Genomic DNA, 14365 nt, shown 5'->3' with positions numbered 1-14365 from the left:
GGGGCGGCTGGCGGAGCGGATGGTCGATAGCGGACGATCTGCCGAGATTGCAAAAAGCGCCAAAACATTTTATGGAGCGCATGGTCGTGAGGGCGGCCGCTTCAGCAGCATTCAGCAGCAACAGCGAGAATTGGCACGCATGCCCAATGAACCCTTGCGCCTTGTGGCGTTCTTCGCCGTGGTCCTGGCGCTTCTCAACTCCGGTTATTATTTCCACCAGGGCGACATTGTCGCGACCATCTATTTCATGATCGGCGCCATTCTTGTGACTGCGGTGACCCGGATGAGCATCAGAAGGCAGCTGATTTAGGATCTGCCGACCTAAAACCACCGACAACGGACCGCATCTCCGGCCGGCCATGATGACGAAGAGGTTGCGTCAGGCGGCGTAGCCGCCGAGGCCCCGGACGACCGGCTTGACCGAGACTGCCGGCTGGGCGGCCGGCCAGAGGATGCCGGCCGTCACGGCGAAGGTGATCAGGGCGTCGCGTGCCGCTTCGGCCGAGATCTCGCCGGCGCGTGCCGCCTCGCAGGCCTTTACCGCGGCGCCATAGCTCAGCCGCCGGCGCGAAGGCGGGAACTCGGTCAGGAACTCGTGCATCTCGGAGAACGAAGCGATCGTCCGCTTGTAGCCGGCGCCAACGGTTAGGGCGACCGGTGTGGAAAACGTCCTGTCGTGCATTCTGGCCTCTCGAATGGGCGGAGGTCACGGCGGACGCCGTTCTCCGGTCTGGGGGTCGGGCAGAAACGCGGATCACGGCGCGAGGTTCCATGTAGCCGTGATTTGTTTTTTTCGCTCGCCCGGGTGAGCAGCGCGCCGAGGCGGGTGCCTATTTCCACATGCCGCGCATGCGGGCGCCGAGATCGACGCGCACCTGCGGCTGGCGGCGCGGATCGTCCCTGGCCTGGACGCTGGCCCACGCCACCTGCTCGAAGGCACCAAGGATCGGGCGCGGGATGAAGCGCGTGCGCGAGGCATAGACATGGCGGTCGCCGCGCGCCGCCTGGCCGTGGACGAAAAAACGCTGCGGCATCACCAAATGCAGGCTATCCTTGGCCCGCGTCATGGCCACGTAGAGCAGCCGCCGCTCCTCGTCGACGTCCTCCTTGCTGCCGACCCCTAGGTCGATCGGGATGCAGCCGTCGACGGTGTTGAGCACGAAGACGTTCTTCCACTCCTGGCCCTTGGCCGAATGGATGGTCGACAGGATCAGATAATCCTCGTCGCGGTGCGGAGGTCCGGCTTCGTCGCTGGTCGCGTCCGGCGGATCGAGCGTCAGCTCGGTGAGGAAGCGCTCGCGCGATCCATAGCCGGAGGCGATCTGCTCGAGCTGCAGGAGATCGGCCCGGCGCGTCGTCGCATCCTCGTGGATGCGTTCCAGATGCGGCTCGTACCAGAGCCTGACCTGCTCGATGTCGGCCGGCCATTTCTTTGCGCCGGCGCGCAGGCCGCAATAGAGCGCGACAAAGCCCGGCCAGTCGTCGGCGGCCCGCTGCGGCGGCCGGTAGCGCGCAAGCCCCATCGTCTCGTCGAGCGACGTCGCCATGGTCTCGACGATCGCATTGGCGGCCGAAGGGCCGATGCCGGGCAGAAGTTGCAGCACGCGAAAGCCGGCGACGCGGTCGCGCGGGTTTTCGGCAAAGCGCAGCACGGCCAGCACGTCCTTGACGTGGGCGGCATCGAGGAATTTCAGCCCGCCGAATTTGACGAAGGGGATGTTGCGGCGCGTCAGTTCGATCTCCAGCGGGCCGCTATGGTGCGAGGCGCGAAACAGCACGGCCTGCGCTTTGAGAACGGTACCGGCCTCGCGCTCGGTGAGTATCGCCTGGCAGACATAGCTCGCCTGCTCGATCTCGTCGCGCACGCTCACCAGCTTCGGCTTTTCCGCCGATTTGCGCTCCGACCAGAGATTTTTGGTGAAACGTTCCGACGCTTCGCCGATCACCGCATTGGCCGCCGCCAGGATCGTCTCGGTCGAGCGGTAGTTGCGCTCCAGCATGACGACCTCGGCCGGCTGCGCGAACTGCTTGGGAAAATCCAGGATATTGCGCACTTCCGCGGCGCGGAACGAATAGATCGACTGCGCGTCGTCGCCGACCACCGTCAGCCCCGATCCGTCGGGCTTGAGGGCCGTCAGGATCGAGGCCTGCAGCCGGTTGGTGTCCTGGTATTCATCGACCAGCACATGGTCGAAACGTGCACCCAGATGCGCGGCGATTTCCGGCTCGCCGGCCATCTGCGCCCAGTAGAGCAGCAGATCGTCGTAATCGAGCACGTTCTGCGCCTGCTTGGCCTCGACATATCTGGCGAATAATTGTTTCAGCTGTTCGGCCCAGCCGGCGCACCACGGGAACACCGAACCCAGCACCTCGCCGAGCGGCGCCTGTGCATTGACGGCACGCGAATAGATCGCAAGGCAGGTGCCCTTGGTCGGGAAGCGGGCTTCGGTCTTCGAAAACCCAAGCTCGTGGCGGGCGAGGTTCATCAGGTCGGCGGAATCCTCGCGGTCATGGATGGTGAAGGCGGGATCGAGACCGATCTCCAGCGCATAATCACGCAGCAGCCTGGCGCCGATACCGTGGAACGTGCCGGCCCAGCTCAGCGCATCGGTGATGACGGAAGCATCGCGGCCCAGCACCTCGCCGGCGATGCGCTCGACCCGCTTGGCCATTTCCGCCGCGGCACGGCGCGAAAATGTCATCAAAAGGATGCGGCGCGGATCGGCACCCCTAACGATCAGATGCGCGACCCGGTGCGCCAGCGTGTTGGTCTTGCCGGAGCCGGCGCCGGCAATCACCAGCAATGGCCCCGCGATCTTGCCGTCGCCGTGTTCGACGGCAAGCCGCTGCTCGGCGTTGAGCTTTGCCAGATAGGCCGGCTGGAAGGACGAATCACGGGCGGCGAGGTTCATCGCCCATCAAGCATCGTTTCCGCTTTGTTCGCAACGGTTTGCGGAGCCGGAATGGGGCTCGTGAACGAAGAAGCCTTGCGGGCAGGCCCGTTGACTAACGCCCGGGCTCGACGCCCATCCTTGCCGATTGCCGCCGCAGCGCCTCGCGATCGTCTTCTGGTGGCGGCAGCAGCAGCGGATCGAAATCGTCGGGCACCTCGTCGATCACTTTCTTGGCGACGCGATAGGCAACATAGACGATTGCCCCGGCGATAAGCAGACGGATCATGGCTTCCTCCATTGATTCTGGAGCAACCGGAGACGCGGCATTTTGTTCCCCGACTGCTCGGCGAATGCGGGAACGACACCGATCGCGCAACCAAATCGCCGACGCCTCGTTGTCGGGCGAGAGGAGACTGCGATGAAAAAGCGCTCAATCCTGCTGCTTGTGGCAGCGCTGACCGTTGCGGGTTGCGACAACAACATCCAGCCGACCAAGGCCCCTGGCGATACGGTCGAGCAGAATCCGCAGGTCGACAAGAATCCGGTGCCGAAGTCGACGACCGGCGGCGATCAGCCCGGCACGCCGCCGAAACAATGACCGCTTCAAATGGCGTCGGCGCCGGTCAAAAAAGGGTGGCCGGCGCCGCTTGGGAGGAAGCTGATGACGCCGGCCAGGCGGAGATCAGGCCCGCCGCACATCCAAGAATAGCCGAGTCTTTCCGCAGCGTCATGGTCCGATAGCGTACAAACGGCACGCCCTGTGGACAAACCTGCCGCCACGCCGGCGTTTGTTCATCACATGGTTTGTCTATCCCATGGAACAAACCCGGCTGCTGCGTGTTTGGGTGTCGATCGGACGCTCCCAAGGCCGCCGTTCACGAAAGAACCCGCTTTCCTTGTCCCCCCTCAGGATAGCGGGTTCTTTTTGCGTTTTGCGGGAAGTCGCGGTGCGCGGGGGTCGACGTCACCTGCTTGCCGGTTTTCGCGCCTTATGCGGCGAACCGGGGCTCAAGCCCTTGCGAAGCATGGTTGTCCCGTGCAAAAGCGCGGCCATGCTGATCATCAACGACCTTTCGCTCCGCATGGCCGGACGCCTGCTTCTCGACCATGCCTCGCTGACCTTGCCGGCCGGCAGCAAGGCTGGCCTTGTCGGCCGCAACGGCACCGGCAAGACGACCTTGTTCAAGGCGATCACCGGCGACCTCGCCTCCGAGACCGGCTCGATCAGTCTGCCCAAGAACACACGCATCGGCCAGGTCGCTCAGGAAGCGCCGGGCACCGAGGAGCCGCTGATCGAGATCGTGCTCAAGGCCGACCTTGAACGGAGTGCGCTGCTCGAAGAGGAAAAGACGGCGACCGATCCGCACCGCATCGCCGATATCCATATGCGGCTGGCCGATATCGATGCGCACTCGGCCGAGTCACGCGCCGCCACCATTCTCGCCGGCCTCGGCTTCGACGACGCCGCACAACGGCGCCCGGCCTCGTCCTTCTCCGGCGGCTGGCGCATGCGCGTCGCGCTGGCCGCGGTGCTGTTTGCCGAGCCCGATCTGCTGCTGCTCGACGAGCCGACCAATTATCTTGATCTCGAAGGCACGCTGTGGCTGGAAAACTACGTGTCGAAATACCCGCACACTGTGCTGCTGATTTCGCACGACCGCGACCTGCTCAACCGAGCCGTCAATTCGATCGTCCATCTCGACCAGAAGAAGCTGACGTTCTGGCGCGGCGGCTACGATCAGTTCGAGCGCCAATATACCGAGCAGCGCGAATTGCAGGAGAAGGGCCGCGTGAAGCAGGAAGCCGCGCGCAAGCACATGGAATCCTTCGTCGAGCGCTTCCGCGCCAAGGCGTCGAAGGCGAGGCAGGCGCAGTCGCGCATCAAGGCGCTGGAGAAGATGAAGCCGATCGCCGCGATTGTGAACGACACGGTTCGGCCGTTCTCCTTTCCGGAGCCGGTGAAGACGGTGGCCTCGCCGATCATCGCGCTGAACAACGTCAATGTCGGCTATACCGAGGGTGCGCCGATCCTGAAGAAGATGACGCTGCGCGTCGATGCCGACGACCGCATCGCGCTGCTCGGCGCCAACGGCAACGGCAAGTCGACCTTCGCCAAGCTGTTGGCCGGCCGGCTGAAGCCGGAGACCGGCGGCATGACCGTGGCGCCCGGGCTGAAGGTGGCAATCTTCGCCCAGCACCAGCTCGACGACCTCAGGCCCGACGAAAACGCCTATGAGCATGTCCGCCGGCTGATGCCGGACGCGCCGGAATCCAAGGTGCGCGGCCGCGTCGCGCAGTTCGGCCTGACCACCGAAAAGATGAACACCGCCGCCAAAGACCTGTCCGGCGGCGAAAAGGCGCGGCTCCTGATGGGCCTGTCGGCCTTCGAGGGGCCGAACCTGTTCATCCTCGACGAGCCGACCAACCATCTCGACATCGACAGCCGTGAATCGCTGATCCATGCGCTGAACGATTTTCCCGGCGCCGTCATCCTGATCTCGCACGACCGCCATCTGCTCGAAGCGACCGCCGACCGGCTGTGGCTGGTCAAGGAGGGCGCGGTTAACCCGTATGACGGCGACCTCGAGGACTACAAGACGCTGGTCACCGGCGTCTCCGGCGACCGCCGCGGCAAGCGCGAGGCGGACAAAGCCTCGAAGGCCGACCGCCGCCGCGATGCAGCCGCGCGCCGCGCCGCTTTCGAGCCGCTGGCCAAGGAAATCCGCGCCACCGAAGCGCTGATGGACCGCCTCCGCAAGCGCATCGACCTGATCGAGGACGAACTCGCCAATCCGGCCGTCTACGAAAAGGACCCCTCGACCGCGACAAGGCTGGCCAAGGAACGCTCACAACTCGCGCAACAGCTGGCCGGCCACGAGGAGAAATGGCTGTCGATGTCGGCGGAGTACGAGGAAGGCACGGCGGAGTAGGACGATGTCGGCAAAACTGTGGATCGAAGCTGCCAAGGTTTTGGCCGTCAATTCCGGAGCTGTCGTAAAATGTCCTGAGTGTGGAGACGGCAATCTGCTGGTCATCGACGCCGGAGCCGGATCATCGCATGTCGAGCGCCACATACATTGCCCGAAATGCGGTGCCTACAACGCCTTGTTCAAGCGCATTGATGGCGTGTAACTGGCCCTACACGCCGCTATCACAACCGGCTAGTTTGCTCCCATGAATCAGCACGCCAAGCTCAAAATCGGCCATTCGGCCTGTCCGCATGATTGTCCCTCAACCTGCGCGCTCGAGGTCGAGTTGCTTGACGCCAGGCGTATCGGCCGCGTCCATGGCGCCAAGGCCAACAGCTACACGGCCGGCGTCATCTGCGCCAAGGTCGCCCGCTACGCCGACCGCGTCCATCATCCCGACCGCCTGCTGAAACCGCTGATCCGGGCGGGCGCCAAGGGCGAGGGCGCCTGGAAGGAAGCGAGCTGGGAGGCCGCACTCGACCTTGTCGCCGAAAAGTTCATCGCGGCGGAGGCAAAATTCGGCTCGGAGACGGTCTGGCCCTATTACTATGCCGGCACGATGGGTCTGGTGCAGCGCGACGGCATCGAGCGGCTCAGGCATGCCAAGAAATACTCCGGCTTCTTCGGTTCGATCTGCACCAATCTGGCCTGGACCGGCTGGATGATGGGGGCAGGCGCACTGCGCGGCCCCGATCCGCGCGAGATGGGCAAATCCGACTGCGTGGTGATCTGGGGCACCAACGCCGTGGTCACGCAGGTCAACGTCATGACCCACGCCATCAAGGCGCGCAAGGAACGCGCAGCCAAGATCGTCGTCATCGATGTTTACGAGAACGCGACGATGAAGCAGGCCGATCTCGGCCTAGTGCTGAAGCCCGGCACCGACGGCGCGCTGGCCTGCGCGGTGATGCACGTGCTGTTCCGTGACGGCATGGCCGACCGCGCTTATTTGGAAAAATACACCGACGACCCGCATGGTCTGGAAGCGCATCTTCAAACGAGGACGCCGCAATGGGCCGCTGATATCACCGGGCTTTCTGTCGACGAAATCGAGACCTTCGCCCGTCTCGTCGGCACGACGAACAAGACCTACTTCCGCCTCGGCTACGGGTTTTCGCGCCAGCGCAACGGTTCGGTCAACATGCACGCCGCAGCCTCGATCGCCGCGGTCACCGGCTGCTGGCAATATGAAGGCGGCGGCGCCTTCCATACCAATTCGGGCATCTTCAAGCTCAATCAGGAACTGCTCGAAGGCACGCGGATGCGCGACCCCGCGATCCGTCATCTCGACCATTCGCGCATCGGCCCGGTGCTGACCGGGGCTGAGGATGCGCTCTATGGCGGCCCGCCGGTGACGGCGCTGCTGATCCAGAACACCAATCCGGTCAATGTCGCGCCGGAGCAGCGGCTGGTGAAGCAGGGTTTTTTGCGCGACGATCTGTTCTCCTGCGTGCACGAGCAGTTCATGACCGACACCGCCAAGCTCGCCGATGTGGTGCTGCCGGCGACGATGTTTCTCGAGCATGACGACGTCTACAAGGGCGGCGGCAACCAGCACATCACGCTCGGGCCGAAGCTGATCGACCCGCCGGAAGGTCCGCGCACCAACCATTTCGTCATCGAGGAACTCGGCAAAAGACTCGGTGTCGCCGATCGCCCGGGCTTCGGCATGACCGAGCAGCAGCATATCGACGTCATTCTGGGCAAGCGCGGGCTGGGCAGCTTTTCGAGCCTGAAAGAGCAGAAATGGGTCGATTTGCAGCCGGATTTCGATGCCGCGCATTACCTCGACGGCTTCGGCCATGCCGACAAGAAGTTTCATTTTCGCGCCGACTGGACGGGCCAGGCGTCGCCCAATCGGCCACCGAAAAGCATGGGCCTGTTCGGGCCGGTGGCGAGCCTGCCGGAATTCCCCGACCATGTCGATCTGATCGAGGTGGCGGACGAGGCGCACCCGTTCCGGCTGACCACCTCGCCGGCGCGCAATTTCCTCAATTCGACTTTCACCGAAACGCCGGTGTCGCAGGCAAAAGAGCGCCGGCCGGAGCTGCTCTTGCATCCCGATGATGCGGCGGCACTCGGCGTCGCCGACGGCGGCCGCATCGAAGTCGGCAACCAGCGTGGCGAAGTGGTGCTGCACGCAAAACTGTTCGACGGCATCAAGCGCGGCGTGGTCATCGCCGAAGGCATCTGGCCGAACAGCGCCCATGAGCGCGGCGAGGGCATCAACGTGCTGACTGGCGCCGATGCGCCGGCGCCCTATGGCGGCGCCGCCTTCCACGACAACAAGGTCTGGCTGCGCCCGGCAACTTGAAGCGTTCGGAACGATATGTTCCTCCGGCCGTTTTCGCATGGCGGGTGGAGGCATGGTCATGGCAGAAGCGTTGGCGGCGCCGGACCCCATCGGGCGAACGCTTTCGTCCGGCGAACTCGTAACCACGATGTCCCACTTCCATCGCGCCGAGATTGCGCGCATGGCTGGGTGGCGCGACCGCCTGGACCGGACGAGCAATTGGGCGATAACGGTTGTCGCGGCGATGCTGTCCGTCTCGCTTTCGACAGCCAGCGCTCACCATGGCGTGCTGCTGTTTGCCATGCTGCTTGTTCTGCTGCTGCTGTGGATCGAGGCGCGGCGATACCGCTTCTTCGACTTCTATCGGGCTCGCGTGCGCCAGTTCGAACGGCACTATTTCGCACAGGTATTCTCACCGCAGCCGGATTTTGCGTCCGATTGGCTGTTGATCGTCGGCGAGAGCCTGCGCGCACCAAAATTCCTGATTTCGCAACGCGTGGCTTTGGCGCGCCGCCTGCGTCGGAATTACGTCTATATGCTGCTGATCCTGCTGCTGGCCTGGATCCTCAAACTGTCGACCCCCAGCCTCTTAAACGAAGGCGTCCGCATCGGCTTCGTCGGGTCGATGCGTGAGGCCGTCGCCAGTGCTGCGCTGGGTCCAGTTCCTGGTGGCGCCATCGTCGTGCTGGTCGCCGTCCTCTATGCCGGCCTGCTGATGGCAGCCTACCTGACGGAGAGCGACGACGGCGAACTCTCCTTCGGTGACGTCCACGTCTAGCAATGCCCTGTCTAGCAACGCAACGGCCTGTCGCGCGTTGTGGGGCAGGTGCATTGGGCGATGGGGGTTTCATGGCTTGGCAGGCTCCGACACGTTCCAGCCTGGCGCTGTTGGTTTGTGCATTCGTCCCCGCAGGAGCGGCCCGGGCGGCGGAGACGCTTGTTGCCGGAACCAAGGCTTCGGGAATGGGCGGTTCGGGCGAAGGCGCTTTCGTTGCCGAGATCGTCCTGCTGCTGCTTGTCGGGCGCGGCCTGGGCGAAGTGCTGCAGCGCTATGGCCAGCCGGCAATCATGGGCCAACTGATCGGCGGCATCCTGCTCGGTCCTTCGCTGTTCGGCTGGCTATGGCCATCGGCCCAGCACCTGATCTTTCCCAGCGATCCTGCGCAAAAGGGCATGATCGACGCCGTCTCACAGCTCGGCATCCTGATGCTGCTTTTGCTGACCGGCATGGAGACGGACCTGCGGCTGGTGCGCCGGGTTGGCGCGGCCTGTTTTTCCATTTCGGCGACCGGCGTCGTGGTGCCTTTCATCTGCGGTTTCGCGCTGGCGCAGTTCCTGCCGGGCGCATTGCTGTCTGACGCCACGCAACGCACCGTCGCCGGGCTGTTCCTGGGCACCGCGCTGTCGATCTCGTCGGTCAAGATCGTCGCCATGGTGGTGCGCGAGATGAACTTCATGCGCCGCAACCTCGGACAGGTGATTATTTCCTCGGCGATCATCGAGGACACGATCGGCTGGCTTATCATCGCCGTAACCTTCGGCATCGCCACCAATGGCAGGCTGCAGTTCGCGCCGCTGGTGACCACCATCGCCGCGGTGGCACTATTCATGGTGTTCTCCTTCACCATTGGCCGCCGTCTTGTCTTCACCTTGATCCGCTGGACCAACGATCAATTCCACAGCGACTTCGCGGTGATCACCATGATCCTCATCATCATGGGCGTGATGGCGCTGATCACCAATATGATAGGCGTGCATACCGTCCTGGGTGCGTTCGTCGCCGGCATTCTTGTCGGTGAATCGCCCATCCTCTCCAGCCATATCGAAGGCCAGCTGCGCGGCGTCATCACCGCGCTGTTCATGCCGATCTTCTTCGGCATGGCGGGGCTTTCCGCCGACCTCACAGTGCTTGCCGATCCGACGCTTGCCATGCTGACGGGCGCTCTGGTGGTTATCGCCAGCATCGGCAAGTTTGGCGGCGCGTTCATCGGCGCTAGGCTCGCCGCCATGTCGTTCAAGGAAGCAATCGCCGTGGGCAGCGCCATGAACGCGCGCGGCTCGACCGAGGTGATCGTCGCCAGCATCGGCCTGTCGATGAACATCCTGTCGCACAATCTCTTCACCATGATCGTCACCATGGCCGTGGTCACCACGCTGGCCATGCCGCCGATGCTGCGCTGGGCGCTCGGCCGGCTGCCGGTCGGTCACGACGAGCAGCAGCGTGTCGAGCGCGAGGCCTTGGACGAATACGGCTTCATTTCCAGGCTGGAGCGGCTGCTGGTGCTGGTCGACGACAGCAGGATTGGCAAGTTCACTGCCCATCTCGCCGGACTGGTCGGCGGAGGCAGCGGCATGCCCACTACCTTGCTTCGCCTGCCCACCACCTTGCTTCAGCCGAAAGACGGCCGAATTGACAGGCCGAGCGACAGCAAGGGACAGGAGCGCGCCCTGCAGGAAATCAAGAAGGGTGCAAAGAAAAGCGCCCAGGCGGTAAAACGGATCGAAGATACGCTTGTCGGCAAAGTCCACCTGACGGCCCGCACCGAGTTGGAAGCCACCGGTGAGACGATCGCCGAAGAGGCCCGCAAGGGATACGGCCTGTTGCTGGTCGGCCTCGACAATGTGCTGACCGCCGATGGCGCCTTCGCGCCGGCCCTCAACGACATTGCCGCAGGATTTGACGGCCCGCTTTGCCTGGTCCTGAACGGCGGCAATGCTGCCGAAAAGATGCCAACGCTGAAGGCCGGCACCAGCATTCTCGTCCCCGTCAACGGTACCCAGGTGGCGCGCCGCGCCGCCGACTTGGCGCTGGCGCTGGCCCGTCCAAACCGGGCGCGGATCAAGGTTCTCTACGTCTCGCAAAAAGCAGCCAAGGGGCGCAGGTCGACATCCGTGTCGCATAGCCGCGAAGAGGCCGTGCTGAAAGACATCGCCGACTTGGCGGGCCGCTACGGCCTGCATATCGACACCGCGTTCCATACCCGCGTCACACCCGACAAGGCGATCACTAGGGAGGCGGCCAAAGGCGCGGCGATCGTCGTGATGGGTGTCACCCAACGTCCGGGTGAGGACCTGTTCTTCGGCGAAACCGCCAGCGCTGTTTTAGCCGCCTGCAACTGCCCCGTCGTGCTTCTGGCCAGCGCGCGGCCCAAGCATGACACCGCTGGCGCTGAGCTGGCAGCGTGATTTTTACTGGGCATTGATCGGTCGGCAGGCATGTCGATCGAGGCTCTGAAGCGCTGATCCAGCCAAACGTAAAATAGTTCGAACCGAACGGTTCGGTTCTGTTGACAGAGGGTACAGGAATACAGGAATGGCTGAACGCCGGCTCACAGAATGTTCGCGCTGAAAATCACCAATAACCGCATAACCAATTGAAAAGAAATAAGAACAGTGTGGCGAGAGGAGCCGCATGTCGAATTTCAAGCGGCCAATTTGGCGCACCTGTACAAAATTTTTGTGATTGGAAACGACAAGCTTGCGGACCCATCTCGGGGCGGTCCGAGCGACGCGAATTCTTCCCAAGGCACGCCACTTGACGGACAGACCAAAGAACTACCGGAGTACCTGAAATGACCAAGATCGCTCTTACCGCCGGCGCCATCCTCGTTGCCACCGGCATTGCTTTTGCCGGCAGCGACCATTATGGCTCAGACAACGTCAACCAGCCGGCCGCTCCTGCTGCCAACGTTGACAACACGTTCACCGGCTCGATCCGCAAGCCGGTTACTTCCGAGCATACCGGTGCCAAGACGACTTCCGAGTCGGTGGCGCCTGAATCCGGCCAAGGCATCTGGGGCCGCTGATTATCACAGCCCCGGAACACAAAGACGGCGGGCTCGGCCCGCTACTCTTGCTTTCGCGTATCAGCCGGGACGAGCGCTGGATCGAATCCTGCGCCAATCGAATACTTTGAATTGCAGGTTTCATCTGTAGCCACAATCTCGGTTGCTGAAATCGTCCAGCAACGTGCACGTCGGAAAAAGCCGATGCGTATTCGTCGGTGCGGGCAGCGCTCTCATCTCGAATGCGTCGAAAGCAACGACAACTCACGAATGACCAGCACACTGGAGTACCCGAAATGACCAAGATTGCTCTTACCATCGCCGCTATCGTCCTCACCGCCACGGGCAGCGCCTTTGCCGGCAGCGACCACTATGGTTCGGACGGTGCCAACCAGCCGGCCGCGCCTGTTGGCAATGCGCCTGTCGGCGCTATCGACAGCGGGTTTACCGGTTCCATCCGCAAGCCGCTGACGGCTGAGCACAACGCCGTCGACACCGGGGCGACGACCCGGTTCGGCACGGATCAGCCCGTAGTGCCCCAATCTGGCCGGGGCAACTGGGGCCGCTAGTTCCTCAAACCCCGGGAGCACAAAGAACGGCGGGCTTGGCCCGCCGCTCTTGTTTGTGCGAAGCTCGGTCGGTCGAGGGATCGGCGGTTTTTCCCCCGGCCTGTTGGTAAATCCCTAACGCAGATCCTTCGGCCAAATGCAGTGCGTCAGTCGGGCGCTGCCGAAGGTGAGACCGGCCCAATCGCCATCGACGTCGAACCGAGCCAGGGCCGCGGTCGGGAATTTTTCCGCCAGCTTTTTCAGCGCCGCTTCATCCGATCCAGCCCCGGCAAGCCCGCGCGCGAACTCCTCCAACCCGGGATTGTGGCCAAGCACCAGCAGCGTTCCGGTCTCCGCCTTTACTTGCCGCACCTTGGCGAGGATGTCCGCCGCCGCTGCCTCGTAGAGCGCCTGGGCAAATTTGGCCTGCACCTTCGCCGGCAATTCCGCCGAAACCAGCCGCCATGTGTCGCGGGTGCGCAGCGCCGGCGACACCAGCGCCAGCTCCGGCAGCCAGCCGCGCCGGGTCAGTTCGCGCCCGACCAGCGGCGCTGCTTTCCGCCCGCGCCCGGACAGCGGCCGGTCGAAATCGATGAGGCCAGGATCGTCCCAGCTCGACTTAGCGTGACGCAGGAGCAGCAATTGCATCATGGTTTCAAAATAAGGCCGAAACATCGCGTGCGCCATGCACGACGCGGACAATCTCGACGCATTGTTCGGCCAGTCAATAAAGCACGAGATAATTTGCCGTCAACGATCCGGATGTCAGCCATTCCGCTGGTTTTTGATGGCGTTGCCGAACCTGCTGCGGGCTTTTTGTTTTATATCCTCGATGTCGAACGGGGCGGACGGACCACTCTCCAGCCCCTCCGCCCAGGCTTTCCGTAATCGCTCCGCTTCGGCTATGCGCAAGGGCTGGCCAAGCCCGCATTCGGGTAGCACCTCGCTGACTTTTTCGACGGTCGCCATCAAGCTGTCTCCTATGACTTACCTGTGCTGTCGGCGACGTCGCATCGTCTATGAGCTGCCCTTCCGGGCGCGCACGAAAATGAACGCCGGGAGGCGGCAAAGTCGATCATATCCCTTTGGGTCCTTCAGTCTCAGTTCCTCACTTGGCGTCGGCTCGCACATCCGCTCAATGACAAATCCAGCATCCGCAAGAGGGTCAGTCAGATCGCGTAGCGGCCTTCGATAGTAGCGCATTTTCTGCCCGAGCCATCCCCATTCCTCCTCGATCAGTTCGGCATTCAAATATCCAGGATCGAGAATGCTGACCTGATCGTGAACTGGGTGATGCGTCGAAAATACCAGCGTGCCAGTTGGTCGAAGCAGCCGCGCATATTCAGAAAAAACGGCTGGTAGGTCCGCTAGGTAATGGAGGACGAGCGAAGATAGCACGAGGTCAAAAGTCTCGTCGCCGAGGATACCTTGCAGATTGCTCACGTCGCCCTGGATCACGCGGGCGCGACCTGCGACGCGCTTTTGCGCGAGAGCAACCATTGCGGCGCTACGGTCGACAGCAACCACGCGAGCACCGTGGCACATCAGCCAATCGGCGTACCAGCCGTGACCGCAACCGGCATCAAGAACATCGATATTGTCGACCGGTGGCAGGAGATGCAAGGTCGTCGGGCGCTCGTAGAGAGCATTCCAGGGCCGCTCATCGATCATCGCCGAGTAACGCCCGGCGATGGTGTCATAGTCTGTCGTTTCGGGCACGGACGTCATACCTCGTTATACCCGAAATCAATATCACTGGCGTCTGCCTTTGGCACATCGCGTCCTTGCGCTGTGCTGCCGAAAATCTGGCCGCTATCGAGACACAGCAGGCTTTCGCAGCCCACCGCACGGCTAATTTGTGGGGTTCACGACCCAG

The 14365-nt window shown here is 63.0% G+C and carries 15 protein-coding genes; 9 read left to right on the top strand and 6 right to left on the bottom strand.

Going from position 1 to position 14365, the window contains the following annotated elements:
- Window positions 1-19: 19 nt before the first annotated feature.
- On the top strand, window positions 20-310 hold the full coding sequence (locus tag NKH29_RS22685; protein WP_353000616.1) for a hypothetical protein: 291 nt from the start codon (window positions 20-22) through the stop codon (window positions 308-310).
- A 69-nt stretch (window positions 311-379) separates the two neighbouring features.
- On the opposite strand, the gene NKH29_RS22680 is transcribed toward NKH29_RS22685, so the two are convergent.
- From NKH29_RS22680 to NKH29_RS22670, 3 genes are all read right to left on the bottom strand, one after another.
- Entirely contained in the window at window positions 380-682 is a 303-nt protein-coding gene (locus NKH29_RS22680; protein ID WP_023719778.1) for a DUF982 domain-containing protein, read from the bottom strand.
- 148 nt (window positions 683-830) lie between these two features.
- The gene (locus tag NKH29_RS22675) at window positions 831-2912 is read right to left on the bottom strand and encodes an ATP-dependent helicase (protein WP_023719777.1); all 2082 of its coding nucleotides are present in this window, start codon (window positions 2910-2912) and stop codon (window positions 831-833) included.
- A gap of 94 nt (window positions 2913-3006) precedes the next feature.
- A complete protein-coding gene (locus NKH29_RS22670; protein ID WP_023719776.1) occupies window positions 3007-3180 on the bottom strand; it encodes a hypothetical protein in 174 nt (57 codons plus the stop codon).
- A 132-nt stretch (window positions 3181-3312) separates the two neighbouring features.
- Between NKH29_RS22670 and NKH29_RS22665 the strand changes: the two genes are divergently transcribed.
- The 8 genes from NKH29_RS22665 (at window position 3313) to NKH29_RS22630 (ending at window position 12510) form a co-directional block, all read left to right on the top strand.
- Window positions 3313-3492, top strand: coding sequence for a membrane lipoprotein lipid attachment site-containing protein (locus NKH29_RS22665; protein WP_023719775.1), 180 nt, complete (start codon window positions 3313-3315; stop codon window positions 3490-3492).
- A 454-nt stretch (window positions 3493-3946) separates the two neighbouring features.
- The gene (locus NKH29_RS22660) at window positions 3947-5824 is read left to right on the top strand and encodes an ABC-F family ATP-binding cassette domain-containing protein (protein ID WP_023719773.1); all 1878 of its coding nucleotides are present in this window, start codon (window positions 3947-3949) and stop codon (window positions 5822-5824) included.
- Window positions 5825-5828: 4 nt separating this feature from the next.
- Window positions 5829-6026, top strand: coding sequence for a hypothetical protein (locus tag NKH29_RS22655; protein WP_023719772.1), 198 nt, complete (start codon window positions 5829-5831; stop codon window positions 6024-6026).
- Window positions 6027-6068: 42 nt separating this feature from the next.
- Window positions 6069-8177, top strand: coding sequence for a molybdopterin-containing oxidoreductase family protein (locus NKH29_RS22650; protein ID WP_352791881.1), 2109 nt, complete (start codon window positions 6069-6071; stop codon window positions 8175-8177).
- 58 nt (window positions 8178-8235) lie between these two features.
- Window positions 8236-8934, top strand: a complete 699-nt coding sequence (locus NKH29_RS22645) for a DUF2270 domain-containing protein (RefSeq protein ID WP_353000614.1) — start codon at window positions 8236-8238, stop codon at window positions 8932-8934.
- Between the two features lie 185 nt (window positions 8935-9119).
- Window positions 9120-11342, top strand: a complete 2223-nt coding sequence (locus NKH29_RS22640; protein WP_502907189.1) for a cation:proton antiporter domain-containing protein — start codon at window positions 9120-9122, stop codon at window positions 11340-11342.
- Window positions 11343-11728: 386 nt separating this feature from the next.
- Window positions 11729-11962, top strand: coding sequence for a DUF680 domain-containing protein (locus NKH29_RS22635; protein ID WP_352791879.1), 234 nt, complete (start codon window positions 11729-11731; stop codon window positions 11960-11962).
- Between the two features lie 275 nt (window positions 11963-12237).
- Window positions 12238-12510 (top strand): DUF680 domain-containing protein, encoded by a 273-nt coding sequence (locus NKH29_RS22630; RefSeq protein WP_352481779.1) that lies wholly within the window; start codon window positions 12238-12240, stop codon window positions 12508-12510.
- 114 nt (window positions 12511-12624) lie between these two features.
- On the opposite strand, the gene NKH29_RS22625 is transcribed toward NKH29_RS22630, so the two are convergent.
- From NKH29_RS22625 to NKH29_RS22615, 3 genes are all read right to left on the bottom strand, one after another.
- Window positions 12625-13140: a SixA phosphatase family protein gene (locus NKH29_RS22625; protein ID WP_023719766.1), complete on the bottom strand. Its 516-nt coding sequence runs from the start codon at window positions 13138-13140 to the stop codon at window positions 12625-12627.
- Window positions 13141-13254: 114 nt separating this feature from the next.
- Window positions 13255-13458, bottom strand: coding sequence for a hypothetical protein (locus tag NKH29_RS22620; protein ID WP_352495577.1), 204 nt, complete (start codon window positions 13456-13458; stop codon window positions 13255-13257).
- A gap of 48 nt (window positions 13459-13506) precedes the next feature.
- Complete coding sequence (locus tag NKH29_RS22615) at window positions 13507-14208, bottom strand: class I SAM-dependent methyltransferase (RefSeq protein ID WP_198030504.1); 702 nt, start codon at window positions 14206-14208, stop codon at window positions 13507-13509.
- Between the last annotated feature and the right edge of the window lie 157 nt (window positions 14209-14365).

Origin of the sequence: Mesorhizobium sp. M1295 (assembly GCF_040318135.1) — a bacterium.
Lineage (GTDB): Bacteria > Pseudomonadota > Alphaproteobacteria > Rhizobiales > Rhizobiaceae > Mesorhizobium.
This window is presented reverse-complemented; position numbering and strand designations above follow the sequence as displayed.